Source organism: Shewanella loihica PV-4 (assembly GCF_000016065.1).
Taxonomy (GTDB): Bacteria; Pseudomonadota; Gammaproteobacteria; order Enterobacterales; family Shewanellaceae; genus Shewanella; species Shewanella loihica.
This window is the reverse complement of the sequence record NC_009092.1, coordinates 3,893,712-3,913,733: the sequence shown is the minus strand read 5'-3', so window position 1 is coordinate 3,913,733 and position 20,022 is coordinate 3,893,712. Positions and strand designations below refer to the sequence as shown.

At 54.7% G+C, this 20,022-nt stretch carries 14 protein-coding genes; 4 read left to right on the top strand and 10 right to left on the bottom strand.

Annotated features, from left to right (window positions below; all coding sequences use genetic code 11):
* Positions 1-229 precede the first annotated feature (229 nt).
* From SHEW_RS16925 to cutA, 6 genes are all read right to left on the bottom strand, one after another.
* Positions 230-1,654: a solute:sodium symporter family transporter gene (locus SHEW_RS16925; RefSeq protein ID WP_011867066.1), complete on the bottom strand. Its 1,425-nt coding sequence runs from the start codon at positions 1,652-1,654 to the stop codon at positions 230-232.
* A gap of 18 nt (positions 1,655-1,672) precedes the next feature.
* Positions 1,673-4,903 carry a glycoside hydrolase family 2 TIM barrel-domain containing protein gene (locus SHEW_RS16920; protein WP_011867065.1) on the bottom strand — a complete coding sequence of 1,077 codons (3,231 nt, stop codon included), beginning with the start codon at positions 4,901-4,903 and terminating at the stop codon, positions 1,673-1,675.
* Positions 4,900-5,901 (bottom strand): TolB family protein, encoded by a 1,002-nt coding sequence (locus SHEW_RS16915; protein ID WP_011867064.1) that lies wholly within the window; start codon positions 5,899-5,901, stop codon positions 4,900-4,902. Before SHEW_RS16915 ends, SHEW_RS16920 begins: the two co-directional genes overlap by 4 nt.
* Positions 5,902-5,994: 93 nt before the next feature.
* On the bottom strand, positions 5,995-7,623 hold the full coding sequence (locus SHEW_RS16910) for a cation:proton antiporter domain-containing protein (RefSeq protein WP_011867063.1): 1,629 nt from the start codon (positions 7,621-7,623) through the stop codon (positions 5,995-5,997).
* 152 nt (positions 7,624-7,775) lie between these two features.
* Complete coding sequence (locus tag SHEW_RS16905) at positions 7,776-9,584, bottom strand: protein-disulfide reductase DsbD (protein ID WP_011867062.1); 1,809 nt, start codon at positions 9,582-9,584, stop codon at positions 7,776-7,778.
* On the bottom strand, positions 9,581-9,904 hold the full coding sequence (gene cutA / locus SHEW_RS16900) for a divalent-cation tolerance protein CutA (protein ID WP_011867061.1): 324 nt from the start codon (positions 9,902-9,904) through the stop codon (positions 9,581-9,583). Before cutA ends, SHEW_RS16905 begins: the two co-directional genes overlap by 4 nt.
* A gap of 525 nt (positions 9,905-10,429) precedes the next feature.
* Between cutA and SHEW_RS16895 the strand changes: the two genes are divergently transcribed.
* Positions 10,430-11,023, top strand: coding sequence for an FxsA family protein (locus SHEW_RS16895; RefSeq protein ID WP_011867060.1), 594 nt, complete (start codon positions 10,430-10,432; stop codon positions 11,021-11,023).
* A 33-nt stretch (positions 11,024-11,056) separates the two neighbouring features.
* Here the strand turns inward: SHEW_RS16895 and SHEW_RS16890 are convergent, their stop codons facing one another.
* Positions 11,057-12,892 carry a protein kinase domain-containing protein gene (locus tag SHEW_RS16890; RefSeq protein WP_011867059.1) on the bottom strand — a complete coding sequence of 612 codons (1,836 nt, stop codon included), beginning with the start codon at positions 12,890-12,892 and terminating at the stop codon, positions 11,057-11,059.
* A 211-nt stretch (positions 12,893-13,103) separates the two neighbouring features.
* Between SHEW_RS16890 and SHEW_RS16885 the strand changes: the two genes are divergently transcribed.
* Positions 13,104-13,448, top strand: coding sequence for a hypothetical protein (locus tag SHEW_RS16885; protein WP_011867058.1), 345 nt, complete (start codon positions 13,104-13,106; stop codon positions 13,446-13,448).
* A gap of 105 nt (positions 13,449-13,553) precedes the next feature.
* Complete coding sequence (locus SHEW_RS16880) at positions 13,554-14,210, top strand: thiopurine S-methyltransferase (protein ID WP_011867057.1); 657 nt, start codon at positions 13,554-13,556, stop codon at positions 14,208-14,210.
* Positions 14,211-14,318: 108 nt separating this feature from the next.
* Here SHEW_RS16880 and SHEW_RS16875 read toward each other — a convergent pair whose 3' ends face one another.
* The 3 genes from SHEW_RS16875 to SHEW_RS16865 all read right to left on the bottom strand — a co-directional run bounded on the left by SHEW_RS16875 (position 14,319) and on the right by SHEW_RS16865 (position 17,952).
* A complete protein-coding gene (locus SHEW_RS16875; protein WP_011867056.1) occupies positions 14,319-15,347 on the bottom strand; it encodes a porin in 1,029 nt (342 codons plus the stop codon).
* Between the two features lie 537 nt (positions 15,348-15,884).
* Positions 15,885-17,273, bottom strand: coding sequence for a heavy metal sensor histidine kinase (locus SHEW_RS16870; RefSeq protein WP_011867055.1), 1,389 nt, complete (start codon positions 17,271-17,273; stop codon positions 15,885-15,887).
* Between the two features lies 1 nt (position 17,274).
* On the bottom strand, positions 17,275-17,952 hold the full coding sequence (locus SHEW_RS16865) for a heavy metal response regulator transcription factor (RefSeq protein WP_041406738.1): 678 nt from the start codon (positions 17,950-17,952) through the stop codon (positions 17,275-17,277).
* Between the two features lie 185 nt (positions 17,953-18,137).
* Here SHEW_RS16865 and SHEW_RS16860 point away from each other — a divergent pair, with 185 nt between their 5' ends.
* Positions 18,138-19,988, top strand: a complete 1,851-nt coding sequence (locus SHEW_RS16860) for a copper resistance system multicopper oxidase (RefSeq protein ID WP_041407462.1) — start codon at positions 18,138-18,140, stop codon at positions 19,986-19,988.
* Positions 19,989-20,022 lie beyond the last annotated feature (34 nt).

The following is a 20,022-nucleotide window of genomic DNA, read 5'->3' as shown; positions in this document are numbered from 1 at the left end:
CTGCCCCTGTGGGCAGTCTTGTTCATGGTGGTAACAACCATGAGTCATCCTTGTCATTTTTATATCACGTCTCAGTCATTGATGTAACTGAGATTTGTCAGCTGGGATCGGGAAAATATCGCCGATTGGCTCTAGTGTTAACCAGATGTTTTATCTTGGCCACTTGCCGAGCCATCATGGGCTCGGCAGGGAAAACCTGGAACGGGTCTGTTTGCTCTGGTCAAATAGCTTAGTCCAGGGTTGGCTCGGCGACGGGGGCGATGACAGGCTGGGCAAACAGGCGACTAAAGACCAGGGTAACCAGTATGGTCGCCAGCAGGGTGATCGCCATCAGGTGAATGAAGTGCAGCGGACTCCAGATGAAGGTGAACAGGGCATAGAGCAAGACCCCGAAGACCAGCCCCCATTTTATCGCCTTGGCGCTGACATTTTTGAAGACTAGCGCACAGATAAAGGCCGCCAGTACCGGCATCGAGTAGAGGCCGTTGAGCTGTTGCAGCAGGGCAATGATGCTCTCCGAGCGGGCAAACAGGGGCACCAGGGCGACCGAGATCAGGGTGAACAGCAGAGCGACCCGGGAGCCTATCTTGCGCACGTCGGCATCGGCGTTGATGTAGTTTTGGTGGATGTCGCAGGTGTAGAGGGCGGCGGCCGAGTTGAGACAGGAGTTGAAGGAGCTGAGCACGGCGCCGGCGATCACCGCGGCGAAGGCGCCAGAGAGCCAGCTAGGCAGCAGGTCGCCCACTAGTTTGCCGTAGGCCACGTCGCCCACATCGCCATAGAGCTTAAAGGCGACTATGCCCGGTAGCACCACGATCACCGGGATGATCAGCTTCATCACCACGGCGGCGTACAGGCCCTTCTGCGCCTCCTTCACCGACTTGGCGGCCAGGGCGCGCTGGGTGATCACCATGTTGGTGCCCCAGTAGAAGATCTGAATGAAGATCATCCCGGTAAGCAGGGTCGACCAGGGAATATCCGACTGGCTATCGCCGATCAGGGTCAGGCGTTCCAGCGGGATGCCGGAGAGATCCCAGTCCACGGCGTGCATTGCCAGATAGGAGACCGCCAGCCCCATCAAGATCAGCCCCAGGCCATTGAGGGTATCTGAGATGGCGATGGCTCTCAGGCCGCCGAAGATGGCGTAGATGGCGCCCACCACGGCGAAGATGATCGCCAGCACGGTGACAGAGATGGAGAGGCCGAACATGGACTTCATAAACAGCGAACCCGTGTAGAGCACCACCGGCAGCAAGATGAAGGCGTAGCCTAGCATGAAGAGCAGTGAGACCATGGCGCGGATCCCCTTGTCCTGATACTTACGCTCCAGCAGCTCTGTGGTGGTGGTGCAGTTGTAGCGGTAATAGATGGGGATCAGCCACTTGGCCAGGATGATCAGACCGATTGCGGCGGCTATCTCCCACCAGGCGACCAGCAGGGTCTGGGCACCATTCATGCCGACGATCTGCTCGGCGCTGATGTTGGTCATCATCAAGGAGCCGGCGACCACTATCCAGCTCAGGCCGCCGCCGGCGAGAAAGTAGTCGCGGCTGTCGTTGGCGTCTCGGGTCACCTTGCGACACTTGAGGTAGGTGATCAGGGCGACCAGCGTCGTGAGGGCGACGAAGATCGCCACCTGTATTGTCTGTTCCATCTGCTTGCTTCCTTATTGTTATTGTCTTGCCAGGGTGCGGATATCGTCATCGCTGCTCACTGGCATCAGGGTAAAGCCGAAGCGGATCGGCTCGGCCTTGATGCGGTAGGGCCCGTGCACAGGACGGCCCCAGGAGGTATCACCGCCGACGCCCATCTGGCGGTAATCGATGTTCCAGGTGACGAACTCCCTTAGCGGGATCTCGGCGCCGTGGTTGCGGGTGACGGCCACCAGACCCGAGGCCGAGTCCTGGGCATCGCCGCGGCGAAAATCTATGTCGGCCTGGGCGAAGGGCCAGAGGCTGGTCTGTAGGGTGGCGACCTCATCTGCCTCCTTTCTGTCCTGTTCTCCTGCGTGAGCCTGGTTAGCGATCGCCAGCCAACCTTGACCCCTTTGATCTGTCACCGCGGCGTAGCGCACCTGAGTGCGCTGCCCAGTCTCCTGGGGTCTTGGGTATCTGTGATAGGTTTGCTCTATCGGTAGGGCGTACCAGCCCAGGGGATTGCCCGACTGGCGATCGGCGTAGGTCTCCTCTGGGCCGCGGCCAAAGTAACTCAGGTATCTGTGCTCAAAGCCTAGCCTGGTGCTGAAGCCGAAGCGGGGCAGATCGGCAAGCGGCTTATTCCCAGGGATAAACTGGCTGTCGACCATCAGGCGTCCGGCATTATCCAGGCTATAGCGGGTGCGCAGGCTAAAGCCCTTCTCGGCATGGGTCTGGCTGATGGTCAGGCCAAGGGCTAGGTCGGCGTCGATTGCCGTGACTTCTAGCTCCGTTGCCGCGTCTTGCCAGGCCCCTGCCCAATCCGGCATCTGGTTACCCAGGTCGTTGTCGGTTGGCGCGCGCCAGAAGTTGGCCATCAGTGGCGCCTTAAGCTGGGGCTCTCCCTCTTGGTAGATCTGGGTCAGCCAGCCGCTGCGTTTGTCAAACTCATAGCTCAGCTCACCCGAGGTGAGGCGATAGCTGCCGCTATCTTCGCTGATCTTGGCCTGGTTTTTCTTTACTTGATAAGCGGCTTTAGTCCCGAAGCGCGGCAGGGCGAACTGCTCGAAGGCGATGCGGAGATCGCTCGGCAGCAGGGGTCTAGGGGTATCGACCAGTACCTCGAGTAGCAGGTGATACTCGAAGGGGGCGCTGAGGCTCTGTTTGCCCGGCAGGGTGAGGCTGACACGGGCCTGCTCGCCGGGGGAGAGTATCGGCATGGCCTGGCGCTTGCTGGCGATGATCTTGCCATCTTTTTGTAGCGTCCAGTTCAGGCTCAGGCCTGAGGTGGAGGCGAAGTCGAAGCCGTTGATGAGATTCACTGAGGCCTTATCACCCTCAACCTTAAAGTCTCTCAACTTGATGGGTTGATAGACCTTTTTCACCTCACTCAGGTGGGGATGGGGGTTACGGTCGGGATCCACCAGGCCGTTGTTGAGGAAGTTGCCGTCTGTGGGCATATCGGGGTGATAGTCCTTGCCGTAGGCCCAGTACCTCTGACCTAAATCGTTGCTGAAGGCCAGCGCCTGATCCACCCAGTCCCAGATGAAGCCGCCCTGCAGCTGGGGATAGGCCTCTATCACATCCCAGTAGTCTTGCAGGTTGCCTACCGAGTTGCCCATGGCGTGGGCGTATTCGATCATGATCAGCGGTCGGTCGCTGGCACGCTCGGCATATTCGCGTATCCGCTCGATGGAGGGATACATGGGGGCGACGATATCCGTGTAAGGCGCCTCGCCCGCCGGTTCATACTGCACAGGTCGATTGGGATCCCGCCGTTTTATCCACTGATAGAGGCGCTCAAACAGCTTGCCTTCACCGGCCTCGTTACCCAGAGACCAGATGATCACCGAGGGGTGGTTCTTGTCGCGCTCGACCATACGCTCGATGCGCGCCTGATGGGCGGGCAGCCAGCTCATCTCGTTGCCCAGCTGGGTCTTGTCGTCTATCGCCAGCGGGTGGGACTCTATATTGGCCTCATCGATCACATACAGGCCATAGCGGTCGGCGAGGCTGAGCCAGTAGGGATGATTGGGGTAGTGGCTGGAGCGCACCGCATTGATATTGTTTTGCTTCATCAAGCGGATATCCAGCTCCATGGTTTCTCGGCTGACCACATGGCCGGTTTGGGGATCTGTCTCGTGACGATCCACGCCGCGTATGGTGATCGCCTTGTTGTTGACCTTAAGCTGGCCGTTTTCGATGGCGATCTTGCGCACGCCTATCTGCTGACTGGCGACCTGAAGCGTCTCTCCTTTTTCTGTCTTGAGGGTCAGGATGAGCCGGTACAGATTCGGCATCTCGGCGTTCCACAGCTTGGGGGATATTAGGGTCTGGCTAAAGACGGGCTTGGCATCGCCTTTCAGGCTCAGGCGTTGGTTAGCTTTCGCGACCGGCTTGCCCTGGGGATCCAGCAGGCGCGCCTCCAATTCAAGGGCTCTTACCCCTGGCTGGTGGCTGGCGATATCGACCCTGATGGCGAGCTTGGCGCGGGTGAGATCCTCGTTTAGATGAGTGACAACCTGAATATCTTCTATGCGCTGCTTGGGGGTGGCATAGAGGTAGACCTCGCGCTCTATCCCTGTCATGCGCAGCATATCCTGGCTTTCCAGGTAACTGGCGTCGCTCCAGCGGATCAACTGCATGGCGACTAGATTGTCGCCCGCTTGCAGGTAGGGGGTAATGTCGAACTCAGCCGGGGTCTTGGCGCCCTGGCTATAGCCGACCTCACGGCCATTGACGAACAGGGTGAGGGCCGAGCGCGCCGCGCCTATGTGGATAAACACCTGTTTTTGCTGCCAATGGGCGGGCAGGGTAAAGGTCTTGCGGTAGAGGCCTGTGGGGTTGTGATCGCTCGGCGCATCGGGCCACTTCGTGTCGAAGGGATAGCGCTCGTCGAGGTAGATGGCGTGGCCGTAGCCCTGGGTCTCGAAATTGCCCGGCACCTGTATGCTACCCCAGTGGCTGGCATCAAACTCGGGAGCGGCGAACTCTTTGGGGGTGGCATCGGGATTCTTGGCTAGATGAAAGCGCCAGCGGCCGTTGAGATCCAGATAAAGCTGGCTACGGTCCATCTCGTCGAGCAGCGCCAGAGGCTCTGATTCATAACCGAAGAAGCTGGCATGGGGCGCCAGTTTGTTGACCTCGAATAGGGTGTGATCCTGCCAGCGATCCCTTGCCAGCGCCGGGTTGGAGACTACCAGCCCAAAGACTAGAGAGAATGCAAGTGTATAGGAGAGTCTCTGTAGCAGAGAGAAGCGGTTGATCATTGTGGCGTGTCCTTACGTTGCCAGGTGATGGCAATAAAATCCAAAGTGGGGCTGATGGCGATCCGAGAAGGGCTGTGATGGTGCGGCGTCGGCGGGATAAGCTTAGTTACCGCCTGCCAACCGGGCAGCTCTTGCTGCGGCGTCTTGGTCATTCTTTCATGTGTGCCTGCCAACGGCGGGTAGGGCCAGCTGCGAAGCACAGTGCCCTCAAAGTTAAACAGCCAGCCATCGGCGCTCCAGGCATAGTCTTCACTACCCTGGCCTAGATCGATAAGTGGCGTGTGGCTGCCAGATTCTGGGTCGAACAGGGTGACTACGCGCTCGCCGTCCATGCGTTTCTTAAGGTAGCTGAATTGCTTGATACTCGGCAGGGCGTGCAGGCTGCGCCCGACATCGCTCACCACGAAGTGGCGCTCGTCGGCGCTTTCGCCAACCGGCTCATAGTAGAGGTTATAGCCATATCTGGCCCAGATCAGGGTGCCGATACCCTCTAGCCTGGCATAGTAACCTGCTGGGATCAGGCTGTTTACCGCGCGCTCGGGAGCGGTTTCATCATGCAGTGACTGCCGCCATATGCTCTGGTGGGGCACCCCCTGCTCGGCCACATAGGTGAGGATCTGAGAGGTAAGACCCTGTGAGGTTAGCCGAGGCGAGTATTCGCTGATCTCAGGCGTGTGGGTCAGAGCGGTTATCTCGCCCGTGTCGATGTCGAATCGATAGATGTCGTTATGATCACCGGCGCGATCGGAGGCGAACACCAGCTGCTTGCCCTTGGGGCCAAATGCCGCCTGATTGTCGTAACCCGGGCGGTCGCTGACCCTGATGGGCTCGCCGAGTCGCCAGTGGGGGGCCTCGGCCTGTTTGGCTAAGGGATAGAGCCAGATGTCATAGCCCGCGGCGCTGACCTGAGCGGTCGCGCCAGCTAATAGGCAGAGACTGGTCTTGAGTATGTTTCCGAAAGTATTGTATTGATTAGTTTTTTGTTTTTTTGTCGGCACAGTATTGTACTTCCCATCTTATCGCAGGATGGCAAGTACAATACAAGATATTTGGGATAATGTATACAATCTATGATTTGAGCGCAGTTAGGGCTAGCCTGTGATCTCCTGAGTCTCGACGGCGATATCGGCCTCGTGCTGCTTGCCGGACTTGAGCTCGCAAACCACATGCTCGACAAAACCGGCGCCGGCGGCCTCGTAGAGGTTGAACACGCTGTGTACCCCGGCGGCCTTGAGGGACTGGGCATCCTCGCTGTATTGCACGATCGCGCTGAGCTTGCCCTGATAATCCAAGCGTTTTAGTTGCTCCACCGCAAACTGGTTACCCGCGTGGTGGGGCATGGCCAGCAGCACCAGCTCGAGATTCGGCGCCCTGTCCAGCTTCTCCCAGAAGTCGGTATCCGAGGCATCGCCTTGAACCACGTTGCGGCCCTGTTGGCGATGGAAGTCCACCAGATCTTGCTTGTGTTCTATCCCCAGGATCTCACCGTCAAACTGGTTGGCCAGCTCGTCGTAGGCACCGCTACCGATACGTCCCATCCCCAGGATGAGGAAGCGGGGGTTGCCCACGGGGATCTGTCTGTCTTCGGGGTGTAGCGGGTGTCTTTCCAGCTTCTGCAAGCGACTTTGAAACTTCTGATACAGGCGAGCCGAGGCGGCGTTAAGCGGCGCGGCAAACAAAAAGCTGAGGCTGAGGGCTACTGCTAGGATCACCAACCATTGCCCGGGTAGCCAGCCCTTGCTGGTGGCCACGGCGGCGACGATCAGGCCAAATTCGCTGTAGTTGCCCAGGTTGAACGAGGTCATCAAGGAGGTGCGCGAACGCAACCTGAAGTGGGTCAGCAGATAGAGGAAGAGCACTATCTTCACTGGGACGATAAGCACCAAGAGGGCCGCCAGACCGATGTCGGCGAAGCTCGGCAGGCCGTTGAGACCGACCGTGAGGAAGAAGGCCACCAGAAACAGTTCTTTGAAGTAGAAGAGCGACTTGGCCAGCTCAGACGACTTGGCGTGACCCGCCAGCAGTATGCCTATGATAAGCGCGCCAAGATCCGGCTTGAGGCCGACCAGTTCGAATAGGCCAGCACCCACCACCAGGGCCATCACCAGACCGAAGAGCACCAAGAGCTCGCCGTGACCGACCTTGTCGAACGCCTTGTAGATGAGCGGCTTAGCGAAGGGCAGCAGCAGGAGCCCCAGGGCCCAGATGGAGGGGATATCCCCCTTGGATATGGTGAGGAAGGCGACGGCGAAGATATCCTGCATGATCAGAATACCGATAGCGACGCGGCCATAGAGGGACTGCATGTCGCCCTTATCTTCGAGCACCTTGACGGCGAAGATGGTGCTGGAGAAGCTCAGCGCGAAGGCCAGCAGGGTAAGCTGATTGAAGGCCAGGCCACTCAGCTGCTCCAGCCCCAGCAGGCCGAGCAGCTTAAGCAGGGGCACCAGGAAGATGATAGATCCCATCAGATGCAGGCTGGATCCCGCCCACACCTCGGCCTTAAACAGGCTACGAATATCCAGCTTGAGGCCGATGGCAAACAGCAGCAGGGTCACACCCAGCTCGGCCAGCTGTTCCAATAGGGGCAGGCTGCTCTCGTCGATACCGAAGAGGAACAATACGAAGCCCGCGACCAGATAACCTATGAGTGGTGGTAAACCGATACGACTGACAAGCATGCCACAGGCTAAGGTGATGATGAGGATGGCGGGTTCCATGTTGCTCCTAGAGGTCCGTGAGGTATACCCCTGATTGTATAGGAATTGGGTTAACTATAAATGAAAACTTTGATGAGCGAGCTATCTTTTAGCCCTTAATAAAAAACCTCCCGCAGGAGGTTTTTAGGTAGCTTATGCGAGGCCGCCTGAGCTTATTTGGCTAGCAGGTGATCCAGATGGGCGGCAAATTCGGCAGGCTTCATGAAGCCAGTGACGCGCAGCTCGTCGCGGATCTCGCCCTTGGCGTCGAACATCAAGAGGGTAGGTAGGCCCAACACCTCGTAGTGCTCCAGCAGCTCGATATCGATGGCGTCGTTTTTGGTCACGTCGGCCTGGAGGAACACCATCTGCGACAGACGGGCCTGCACCTCAGGGTCGACGAAGGTGATCTTCTCAAACTCCTTACAGGCGACACACCAGTCGGCGTAGAGATCCAGCATCACAGGCTTACCCTGGGCGCTGGCGGCGGCCACCTCGGCCTGTAGATCTTCAAGGCTCTTGATGGTCTTGTGGCTCACCTTATGGCTGACCGCACCCGTATGGGCCTGATAGCCCAGGCTGGTCATGACGGCCTGGAAGCCATAGGAGAAGCTACCCAGCAGTGCCAGTAACAAGAGAACAGAACGTACCGTCTGCTTCCAGTTAAACTCGGTGAGTTTGTTCTGATGCATCAGATAGGCGGTCAGACTGACGCCCCACAGGGCCCAGAGCAGATCCGACACCAGTCCGGTCCAAATACGGCCTATCATCAGGATAGAGACTGCGATCAGCAGGAAGCCGAACACCGTCTTGATCACATCCATCCAGGCGCCGGCACGTGGCAGCAGCTTACCGCCCGATGAACCGATGATCAGCAGCGGCAGACCCATGCCCATGCTGAGCACATAGAGGGCCAGGAAGCCTTGCATCAGGTCGCCGGTTTGCGCCACATAGACCAGGGCGCCCGACAGCGGCGCCGTGGTGCAAGGGGATGCCACCAGACCCGAGATGATCCCCATGACAAACACGCCCAAGACGTTGCCGCCTTTTTGGTTGTTAGAGAAGCGATTCATCTTCTCCTGCCAGCTAGACGGCAGGCGTAGCTCGTACAGGCCGAACATTGAGAGGCTGAGCACTAAGAAGAGGATCGCCAGCCCCACTAACACGGCAGGGTGTTGTAATGCGGCCTGATATTTCATGCCCGCCGAGGCGACGATAAGCCCCAGCAGCGAATAGGTGATCGCCATTCCCTGTACATAGACCATGGAGAGGCTGAAGGCCTTGCCGGTAGAGAGCTTCTCGCCTTGGCCGACAATGATGCCAGACAGGATCGGGTACATGGGGAAGACGCAGGGGGTCAGCGCCAGGCCTATACCCAGGCCGAAGAAGATCACCAGGGTCCACAGCAGGTTGTCGCCAGAAAGCATCTGGCTGAGAGAATCCTGTTGGGTGATAGGTGCCTGATTGCTAGCGGTTTCACTCGCAACTGGTGTCGCCTTCATCGCCTCGGGTAGCAAGCCCGCGTTGGCGGCAACCTGAGTAAGGGGCGCGCTACGCGTCGTGGGCGGGAAGCAGAGCTTACCCTCGGCGCAGCCCATGAAGGTCACGCTGATGTTGGCCTCGGCCGTGGCTTCCTTGAGAGCCACAGGCACCTCGACGTAAGAGTAGTAGACCTGCTGCTCGCCGAAATACTCATCGCTGTGAGCCTTGCCCTTAGGCAGCTGGATCTCACCCAGGGTCGCGCCGTCGGCGGTGAACTTGAGCTTGTCGCGATACAGGTAGTAACCGTCGGCGATCACCCAGCTGATCTTGACCAGGTTGCCCTCTTGTTGGGCATCGAAGACGAAGGCCTGATCCACAGGCATCAGCTGAGGTTCATCTTTAAGAAAATCAAACTTACTGTTGCTGAACAGGCTTTCACTTTGCGCCCCGGGGGCGATCAACAGCAGGGTCGAGAGGAAGAGGAACAGTATTTTCTTCATGATAGTGAGGTTTCTTTTATCCATGCTAAGTAAGCCGCCGAACCTGTGTGGATCTCTGTGGCGATCAGCTCGGGAACTTGGTAGGGGTGCAGCGACAAGAGGAGTTGCTCCAGCTTGTCGTAATGACGGGCGAGACATTTTATCTGCAGGCACACCTCTGTCTCCTGGCACACTTCACCCTCCCAGGTGTAGAGTGAGGTGACGGGGGCGGAGATCTGAATACAGGCCGCCAGCTTGGCTTCCACTAAGGCGCGGGCCAGGATGCTGGCCGTCTCATTGTCCGGGCAGCTGGTGGTGACGAGTAGACATTTTTCCTGCATCTGTTGCTATTACCCTGTATGGTCATTAATTGGGTGTTAAGGTAACCGGGTTATACTGGCTCACAAGGGTATCGTGAGCATCAGGGTCTGTTTATCTTTCAGGTTTAATTTTTGTTCAATCTAAACGCGTTTTGCTCAAGGCGCGTGCTGTGTCGCATAGTTATTCTATGTAAAAAGCACGCAACACAGGGCAAGGCGCGTTTAAATGAACCCTTCGGGCAGCTTTTGTAGGCCATTTCTACGGCGTTATCTCCTGTTCATGTAGATTAACTACACTACACAGGCTCTGCCTTGTATAAATCCCCTACAAAATGCTGCAAAAACAAACAGGAAAGGTCAACAGACCCTAGCTACTTTACGTGTTTTGTCGGCGACTTGCATTAAGCTATTGCTAAAATAGTGAGCTTATCCCAAGTTTGTCACTGGGATAAATTCGCTAAAAAAGCCGTCCGACTTGAAAGTAGACCCGTTCGCCCCCATTTAGTTTTCAATCAATTAGAAATTTCGTCAGTTTGTGAGGTCAGCGTGTTTTTCATCCTATTGATTATCTTTGTTCTCATTCCCGTTATTGAGCTCAATGTGCTGATCCGCGTTGGCGAAACCTTAGGCAGCTGGACAACCGTGGGGCTGGTGATCTTCACCGCCGTGGTGGGGGTCTCTCTGGTGCGTAGTCAGGGAATACACACCTTGATGCAGGTGCAGCAGAAGCTGGCGCGCGGCGAGGCGCCGGGTCAGGAGATCGTCGAGGGCATGATGCTGGCCATGGCTGGTCTATTGCTGCTGATCCCTGGCTTCGTGACCGATTTTATCGGTTTATTGCTATTAACCCCGCTCACCCGCGCGCCCATCGCCGCCTTCCTCTATAAGCGGATGCAGGTCAAGGTGAGTCAGCAGGGAGGCTTTCACGGCCAGTTTGGGCAGGGGCCATTTGGGTCAAATGGTTCGGCCGGTGGCCGCTCGCCTTTCGACCACTCTCCCTTCGATGAGCAGGGCAACACCTTCGACGGCGACTATGAGCGCAAGCCAGATCCTTCCGATAAGCTCGATGAAGATCGTCAGTTAGGCGACAAGCCTGATGGCGATAAGGCGAGCGACGAGGACAAGCGCGAGCCAAAGTAAATCGGCTTAGCCATTAGGCTTCCAGTTGAGCCATTACTCATCTAGCTGGGCCATCACTTCCTTGGGGTTTCTGGGGTAGAAGTGGTCCGTCTTCCTGTCGATATGTTGAAAACGGCGGGTGTTCTTGTAGGGGAGTTTCATGAAGCCCGACACCCCTTTCCCCTGAATCTTATCCACATGGCTGAGGATCCTGTCCAGGCTGGCCCTGAAGGCCGCCTGCTTACGGGGATTCAACAGACGCAGATAACTGTGGATCTTCATATGGTTAGGTAACACCTCGAAGATGATGCAGCCGGTGTGATGGATCTGGTTGATCCAGCCAAGCTCAGTCATGATCTCCTTGGGCAGCTCCAGATTTTCATCCGGGTCGCGGCCATCCTCGAAGTAGGAGTGCAGCCGGGATTTATCCTCCAGCGAAGGCACATCGCCCACTTCAAAGGGTAGCTGCTGGTCTGGGCTCGGCCTGAAGGGTTGGCTGGTGTCGTCACGCTCCAGATGCAGGGTGTCGCGGGCGTTGAAGAAGCAGGCCTTAAACACCCCGATACGGCGGATGCCCCGCGCCAGGGTCACCATGTTGTTCACCGCCAAGATGAGCGCCGCCTTCTCCTCGGCGTTATAGGTGGCCAGGTTAGAGTCGATAAACACCCCGGACTCCTGCCAGTGGATCGCCAGGCCGCCTACCAGGGAATATTGGCCCACCCGGCTGACTGCGGCGATAAAGCCCTTCTCTGTGTCTCCCATGCCCGCCATGAAGTTGCGGTAGTACTTCTCCAGCTGGAGATCGTCCATCTTCTCTATCGGCTCATCTTCGTTGTGCTCCCGCAGGAAGGATTTACGCGAGCTGTAGGTGACAGTCTCAACATCTTTGGCCTGCTTGAGGGTCCATACTGGGATCTCAGGCTGCAGCGGCGCCGTGGGCAGATCCGGCAGATGCAGACGATGGCTATGGGCCATGCTCTTGAGAAAGTAATCCCCGGCCCGGTTACGGGTGGCGGGATCCTCGCTGAGCATGCCATCAAGGGTGCGGGCCAGTTCTATGGGCAGGCCTATGCTGCTGGCGGGGATCACCTTGCTGCCGAAACGGCTGGCCTGACCCGAGGCCAGGGCGTAGAGGGTCGCCGCCACCCCTTGCTCGTCGAACCTGGGGCTGGAGAGGGCGCCGCTGAGCTGCTCCTCGCCGATGAAATAGACATCCCCCATGCGGGCGTTGGTGTGTTGCTGATCACTGGAGAGCAGATCCATCACGTTGCCGTTGACCGGATTGCCCTCGCCATCGCGCTGGGCAAATACCGCCGAGCCCCAGTCGATCAGCGAGAGATGATCCCGCTCCATGTCGTACACCAGGTTAGAGGGCTTGATGTCGCCATGTACCAGGGGGCGGCCGTTGTGCAGATAGTTGAGGATCTGCGCCAGCTGGCGGGCGATACTGACTATGATGCGCGCCGGCAGGGCGCCATGCCTGAGGCAGAGTTTGTCGAGATCTTCCCCCGGCGCCCTGGCCATTACCAATATCCCCTGCTTGCCCACATGCTCAAACTTGATCACCGGCGGCACATTAGGGTGGATCACCTGGGAGAGCATATAGGCCTCCTCCTCCAGCCTGTCCTGGATCTGTTGGGGCAGGGTGATACGGGAGAACTTGAACACGTGCGCCTGGCCATGGCTATTGATGCCGGCGAACACGAAGCCGTAGGCGCCCTTGCCCACCAGTTCGATATCTGAGTAGCCCAGCTTACTTAGCTGCTGTTTACAGAGCCTGATCCACGCCCTGTGTTTGCGGGCGTCATCGGCCTTGAGCAGGTAGATAGACTGCTCTTCGGAGATATAAAAGTGTTGTAGCTCAGGGCTGGGGGCTTGGCTGTTGGGCATGGGTCATTTCACTGAATATCGATATGTTTTTATAGCAAGAAGCGGCGGCTAGGCACAATAGCTAGATTTTTCAGCAGTGCGATGCCTAACCGATATTTTCGGATGAGATGTTGACCTATATCAATTCTGTTACATACACATACAGGTAACCTGAAGCTAATATAAAACTAAGCTTCATTTTTGAGCGACTTTGATGAGTGAGGAGGGCGAAATGACGGAACTAAACAAAGCCCTATTAATTGAATTATTAGAATATCCGAGGAAGCGCATCGTGCAGTCGATGGAGCTAAAGTTTTGTCCTCACGCGGGTTTTTTCAATAGCACAGACCCCCAGTGCATCCATTGCTATCAAGGGATGGAGTGCGTCTGGATGAATCATAACGACGAGCTGGTGGCCGTCGAACGCAAGTCGGTTGCCGAGCTGAAGCAACAGCTGCTGATCGCGGTCGATTTTATCGATTCCAGCCTCACCCCCCATCACCTGTCGCGCCGTAACTGCGAATGTGAAAACTGTGTCTGGCTCAGACGGGTACAGAAAGTCCTGGATATTCAATAACGACCAAGAGAAAAGCTTGCCGAAATAATCGGTAAGCTGGCATCTTGGCCGACGAGAGATTAGAGTAGCCTGCATAATGAGACACTTGCTTATGCGGAGCTAACGATGCAACCCAGTTTTTGGCACGACAAATGGGCCTCACAGCAGATAGGTTTTCATCTCGACGAGGTCAACGCCCTTCTTATCGACTATTGGCCGCAGCTCGAGTTGGCTGCCGGCAGCCAGGTCTTCGTTCCCCTGTGTGGTAAAACCTTAGATCTCTGTTATCTGGCCGAGCAGGGGCTGGAGGTGATCGGCTGTGAGCTGAACCAGAGCGCGGTGGAGCAGTTCTTCAGCGACAATGAGCTGCCGGTCGAGCGCCAATCGAGCGGCGAGCATGAGTGTTACCGCACCGAGCAGGTGAGCATCTACCAGGGGGATCTGTTCCGTCTGCCAAAGGAACCCCTGGAGGCGGTGAGCGGCTTCTATGACAGGGCGGCGCTGATCGCCTGGCCCCCAGAGATGCGCCAGCAGTATGTGGAGTGCCTGGCCGGGTTATTGCCGCCTAAGAGCATAGGCTTGCTGATCACCTTAGACTATCCCCAGGAAGCGCTAAACGGCCCGCCATTTGCGGTATCCGATGCCTGGATCCAGGAGCATATGAGCCCCTATTTCGAGATCGAGTGCCTCAGCACCCAGGATGTGCTGGCCGAAAACCCTAGGTTCGTGAAGAAGCAGGTGCCCTGGCTGACCGAGTCTGTCTATCGTCTGGTGAGGCGTTAAACTACAGCAACTTAAGCTAAAGAAACTTAAGCTATAAAAAATTAAGCGTTAGAAAGCAAAAAGGCGACCAGAGGTCGCCTTTTTCATCAGAGCCTGAGGCTCGTCGAATTAGAAGTCGTAACGAACACCAACGGTGAAGATGTTGTCGTCTTCTAGGTCAACTTTCATGCCAGCAACTTTGTGGTCGCCTTCGTACATTGCATAGTGACCGTAGATCAGAGTTGATTTAGCTACGCGGTAGTCAGCACCCACAGTGATGTTAGTCACGTTGATGTCAGTACCTGCTACACCTTTAGCTTTGCTGTAGTATCTACCGAAGCCAGCTTCGTCTTTACCGTACTCAGCCTTCAGGTTAACGCCGTTCAGGTTGTAGGCAACGTTCACGATGTAAGTGTTGTTGTCTTCTGAACCGTCAACGATGCTTTCAGAGTTTTGGAATAGACCGCCAACTTTGAAGTCGCCTAGCTTAACTTGAGCAACACCACGGTATGCGTCGATACCAGAGATGCCTTTGTTGTAAGCTACTGCTACATAGTAGTTTTGTGCCTTGAACTTCTTGTCACCCAGAGTCGCGCTTAATGCATATTGGCTATCATCTGAACTCTGGTTATCTTCTACAAGATAGGTTGCGTTTACAGTGATCAGGTCGGCGATCTTTGGAGAGTAGTACCAGATACCGTCGGCGCTACGAGTTTGCGCGCCTACCAGACGGTCGATATCGGCGTTGGTGTTACCGAATAGGTCGATGCCACCTTCAGATTGCTTGAATACTGTGTCGTTACGACCAACAAGAACAGTACCAGCTGCGCTCTTAAGACCTAGGAATGTGTTACGTGCTTTAAAGACAACGTCGTCGCCGCTCTTGTCTTTAGTTTGGGTAGTGTTTTCAACCTGGAATTCCATTTGGTAGATAACATCGATACCGTCAGAAATCTTTTCAGAACCTTTCACACCTAGGTTAGAGAAGTTGTTCTCTAGAACAGTACCTTCTTTACTGTTTTGAGTGGTGTAACCCTTGTCAGAGTTAGTCACAGAAAGGTCTAAACGACCGTAGAAGTTAGGGCCATCGGCTAGCGCGCCGAATGAGGTCAGTGCAATAACAGATGCTACTGATGCAGAGATTAGAGATTTTTTCATGTATTGTGCTCCCAAGAACTGAGTTCTTTTCCATTTTTTAATGGTTATTAACATAGTTTCCATAATTTGCTCCGAGGGTCCGTTCTCGTAACAAAGTTGGCCAGAAGTTTACAGTTTTATGGCAGTAAGAGTGTGGCGCAGATCAAATTTCTGCTTATCAAGGTTAGCTTTACGAGGAATTTGTGACAGATCTGTCTCATCCGTTTAAAAAACAGCCAATCCTTGTAAATTTAACGTATTACGACTACTCCCAAAGGGGTATGCACTCTGCTGTTGATGTAAACAAACTGTAACTTATTAAGAAGTTGCTAAAATTGTAGGCGTTTTGCTTGAGAAAGCATAAATATGTTTAAAAAGTGTGCGCTTACGCACAAATATTGGCGCGCTGAATAGTCCTTAGGGATGGTTTTAATGCGGGGTTAGCAGCTATGAGCTTCAAGTCATAAGCTGGTTGGGCTCAATTTTCGTCGGGACAGTTGCTGATAGGCTGAAACCCAAACATCTTGAAGTCCCTTAATCTCTCTAGGCCGAACCTAATCATTTTGGCAGCGTCAGAGTGAAACAGGTGTTGCCGTCGCGACTCCTAGCGCTAACCTTTCCGCCGTGTATATCCGCAATAGACTTGACGATAGCCAGGCCCAGGCCTGTGCTGCTACCTTCTCTTTGTCTGGCCGCTTCGACTTTATAGAAGCGGTCAAACAGGTGGTTGACATGCTGCTCAGGGATGGGCGTTCCCAGATTATTGACCTTCACGTATGTCGCCTCAGGGGTTTGTGCTATGCCGACGGTTATTTCAGATCCGGGCTCGGCATGGCGAACGGCGTTACCTATGAGGTTACTCAGCGCCCGCTGCATCATTCCGTTGTCGGCATAGATCTCGCCACTGCCATCTCTGACGATGGATACATTTTTTTCATCGGCGAGTACACTTAGATAGTCGATCACCTTGTCGGCCTCTTTATCCAGTGCAATTTTTTGTTTCTTGGGCTCAATTAATCCATTGTCCGATTTCGCCAGCCACAACATATCATTGACCATGACGGTGAGTCGCTCCAATTCTTCCAGGTTGGAATAAATTAATTCTTGATATTCCTCAGTGCTGCGAGACTGACTCAATAGGACTTCATTCTGCATCGCCAATGCCGTGAGTGGTGTCCTAAGCTCATGGGCGATATCCGCCGAGAAGTGGCTAAGGCGTTTGAAACCGAGTTCAACTTCACCAATCATGTGATTGAAGGCGGCGATCAATTCCGATAATTCAATGGGGGCTAATTCGGGTTTCAATCTCAGATCTAGGCGTTCGGTAGTTATGCCACTGATCTCTTTACTCAATCGTTGCAGTGGCCGCAGTCCGAACCTTATGGCCAGCCAAGCTGCCAATATGGTTAAGAGCCAAACCAGAAACAGTGTCGACCAGAGTGTCCGGTGAAATTCGCTTAGAAATGCCAGGTGAAAGTCGATGTCGTTGGCAACGACTAACTTGCCGCTCCGCCCATCGGGAAGCGTCACCCCGAGCAGGGCGCCTCGTAAGTGTTGCTCTTGTACTTCAACGACAACTAAGGCTGAGGCTTTGACGCGTTCTTTGGCATCTAGCAGGAGAAAATGGGAAAGATCAGAGTCTTTATTGCTATAAATCAACTGATTGTCATTATTGTAAAGCGCATAAAAGATGCCGTGATGGCCGACAACCGCCTGGGAGAGGGAGTTATCAATCTGATGGCGATCTTGAGGCTTAGACAGTGAGCTCAGCATTCCCTTCACCGAGTCTGCCACTACGTTCAGCTCATCCTCATCCTGATGTAGGAAATGCCCTTTGACCTGAGAATCGATCATGACCCCAAGCAGCAGGAAGCAGGCGAGCAGTGTGCCGCCCACTAAATAGAGAGTACGGGTTTTGAGTGAGATCTGAGGATGACGGGTAAACATGTCAGGCTTCCGTGTCCAGTTTATATCCCATGCCGCGTACGGTATGGATAAGCTTTACCGAGAAGGGATCGTCAACCTTGGCCCTTAGGCGCCTGATGGCGACATCGATCACATTGGTGTCGCTATCGAAATTCATGTCCCATACCTGAGATGCGATGAAAGAGCGGGTGAGCACTTCACCCTGATGGCGTACCAATAACTCGAGTAGGGAAAACTCCTTATTGGTGAGATGCAGTTTCGTTTGTTCCCGGCTGGCCCGGCGTTTTGTTATATCCAGTTTTAACCCATGAAGGGTTAGGGTGTCAGACTGGAGCTGTTTCGTGCCTCTGCGTAATAGGGTTTTTACACGTGCCAGCAGTTCGGCAAAGGCAAAGGGCTTTACCAGGTAGTCATCGGCGCCGGATTCGAGCCCGTTGATCTTGTCTTCCAGGCTGTCCTTCGCGGTCAGGAACATGACCGGGATATCTGAATTGTTGAGGCGGATTTTTTCGAGGATTTGCCACCCGTTCATGTCGGGTAGCATCACATCGAGAATAATAAGATCAAAATGTTCAGAGATGGCGCAGTGATAGCCATCCAAGCCATTGCGACACAGGCTGATGGTATATCCGGCTTCTTCCAATCCCTTCTTGAGATAGTCGCCTATCTTGATCTCGTCTTCGATCACTAATATTCGCATTTGCCTGCAAGCCTTTAACTTGTTTAAGCCGATTTGCATATTTAACCATGCAATTGCTCACATAAGATCAAGATTACAACTTTGTAATCATTACGTCATTTCTCAGTCAGGTACCGGCCACTATCTTTAATTTAGACACCTAAATATTAGGCATCCAAGTAAAATACCTAAATTGCGAAATGAGTATGGACATGAAAAATAGTGCGACGTTTAGCCTCAGCCGCCGCCGTTTTGTGCAAGGGTTGATCGCTGGAACAAGTGTTTTGGGCACCAGTATGCCCAGCTTTGCCATGGGAAAACCTACCGCCTATGGCACAAGAAGCCCCGATGTGTTGAAAGGGACCGAGTTCGATTTAGTGATCGACCAAGGGCCGGTTAATTTTACCGGTCAAGCCAACACTGGGATCATGATAAATGGTTCTATTCCCGCGCCGACCCTGATCTGGCGAGAGGGTGACATCATTACGCTGCGGGTGACCAACCGATTGTCGGTGCCCACATCCGTGCATTGGCACGGCATTATCCTGCCCTATCAGATGGATGGGGTTCCCGGGTTGAGTTATTCGGGGATTGCACCAGGAAAGACCTTTACCTATAGATTTCGGGTACAGCAATCGGGCACCTACTGGTACCACTCCCATACTGGTTTCCAGGAGATGTCAGGTATGTACGGAAGCCTCATTATCCTGCCTAGAGAAGGCGACGGGGTGAAGGTTGATAGGGATTTTGTGGTGCAGCTATCTGACTGGACTGACGAAAATCCGATGGAAGTGTTCGCTAAGCTCAAGCAGCAGAGCGATTACTACAACTATGCCCAGCCAACTATGGGCGACTTCTTCGAGGATCTATCCCGTTACGATCTTCGCACCGCGTTGGCGAAACGTGAGATGTGGAATGAGATGCGGATGAATCCCACCGATCTCGCCGACCTGTCGGCGTCCACGCTCACCTACCTATTTAACGGGCAGCCGCCTAACGGCAATTGGACGGGCATCTTTAAGCCAGGTGAAACCGTACGTCTGCGATTTGTGAATGGGGCGAGTAACACGTTTTTCGACGTTCGTATTCCCAACCTTACCATGACGGTTATTCAGGCAGATGGGCAAAATATCGAGCCAGTGTCGGTGGATGAATTCCGCTTCGGCCCTGGCGAAACCTACGATGTGTTGGTTACTCCTAAGGATGATGTCTATACCATTTTTGCCCAGTCGATGGATCGAAGCGGCTATGCCAAGGGAACGCTTGCGGTGCGCGATGGTTTATCGGCTCCCGTCCCCACACTCGATAAGATCCAATGGCTGACCATGGCCGATATGATGGGGGCTATGGGCGGCATGGACCACTCTTCTATGCAGCATGGCGGCATGCAACACCAAGGGCATGAGCAGTCGATGAAGCAAAGCATGGCTATGGAGCATGGCATGTCGATGAATCAAGGTATGTCGATGGATCAAAGTATGGCGATGGATCATAGTCAGCATCAAGGCATGCATTCGCTTGCGACCCCATCTCAGAAGGTGCGTCATGCCGCTAGCGAATATGGTCCTTCGGTTGATATGCGCGTCGATATGCCGAGAACCAGCCTGGATGACCCTGGCGTTGGGCTGAGGGACAATGGTCGCCGGGTGTTGACCCTAGACGATCTTTGCTCTGTCGATGGCGTACTGACTGACACAAACATGCCTGTTCGGGAGTTGGAGCTTCACCTTACCGGCAACATGGAGCGTTACACTTGGTCTTTTGACGGACTGGAATTTGGCAAGAGTACGCCGGTCGCCCTCAAGCACAATGAGCGGGTTCGTATCATTTTACAGAACGATACTATGATGACTCATCCCATGCACTTGCACGGGATGTGGAGCGATCTTGAAGATGCTCAAGGACAATTAAGGGTCAGGCGTCACACCATTCCCGTACAACCCGCCCAACGTATTAGTTTCTTAGCCACGCCACAGGAGGTCGGGCGCTGGGCCTGGCATTGTCACCTGCTGTTCCACATGGATGCCGGTATGTTCAGGGAGGTGCTTGTATCATGAAAAATGCCTACTTAGTGAATGTAATTGCCGCATC

Bases quoted from the DNA above. Each gene is read 5' to 3' on its own strand.
- SHEW_RS16925 (WP_011867066.1), bottom strand. From the start codon at position 1,654: ATGGAACAGACAATACAGGTGGCGATCTTCGTCGCCCTCACGACGCTG.
- SHEW_RS16920 (WP_011867065.1), bottom strand. From the start codon at position 4,903: ATGATCAACCGCTTCTCTCTGCTACAGAGACTCTCCTATACACTTGCA.
- SHEW_RS16910 (WP_011867063.1), bottom strand. From the start codon at position 7,623: ATGGAACCCGCCATCCTCATCATCACCTTAGCCTGTGGCATGCTTGTC.
- SHEW_RS16905 (WP_011867062.1), bottom strand. From the start codon at position 9,584: ATGAAGAAAATACTGTTCCTCTTCCTCTCGACCCTGCTGTTGATCGCC.
- cutA (WP_011867061.1), bottom strand. From the start codon at position 9,904: ATGCAGGAAAAATGTCTACTCGTCACCACCAGCTGCCCGGACAATGAG.
- SHEW_RS16890 (WP_011867059.1), bottom strand. From the start codon at position 12,892: ATGCCCAACAGCCAAGCCCCCAGCCCTGAGCTACAACACTTTTATATC.
- SHEW_RS16885 (WP_011867058.1), top strand. From the start codon at position 13,104: ATGACGGAACTAAACAAAGCCCTATTAATTGAATTATTAGAATATCCG.
- SHEW_RS16880 (WP_011867057.1), top strand. From the start codon at position 13,554: ATGCAACCCAGTTTTTGGCACGACAAATGGGCCTCACAGCAGATAGGT.
- SHEW_RS16875 (WP_011867056.1), bottom strand. From the start codon at position 15,347: ATGAAAAAATCTCTAATCTCTGCATCAGTAGCATCTGTTATTGCACTG.
- SHEW_RS16870 (WP_011867055.1), bottom strand. From the start codon at position 17,273: ATGTTTACCCGTCATCCTCAGATCTCACTCAAAACCCGTACTCTCTAT.
- SHEW_RS16865 (WP_041406738.1), bottom strand. From the start codon at position 17,952: ATGCGAATATTAGTGATCGAAGACGAGATCAAGATAGGCGACTATCTC.
- SHEW_RS16860 (WP_041407462.1), top strand. From the start codon at position 18,138: ATGGACATGAAAAATAGTGCGACGTTTAGCCTCAGCCGCCGCCGTTTT.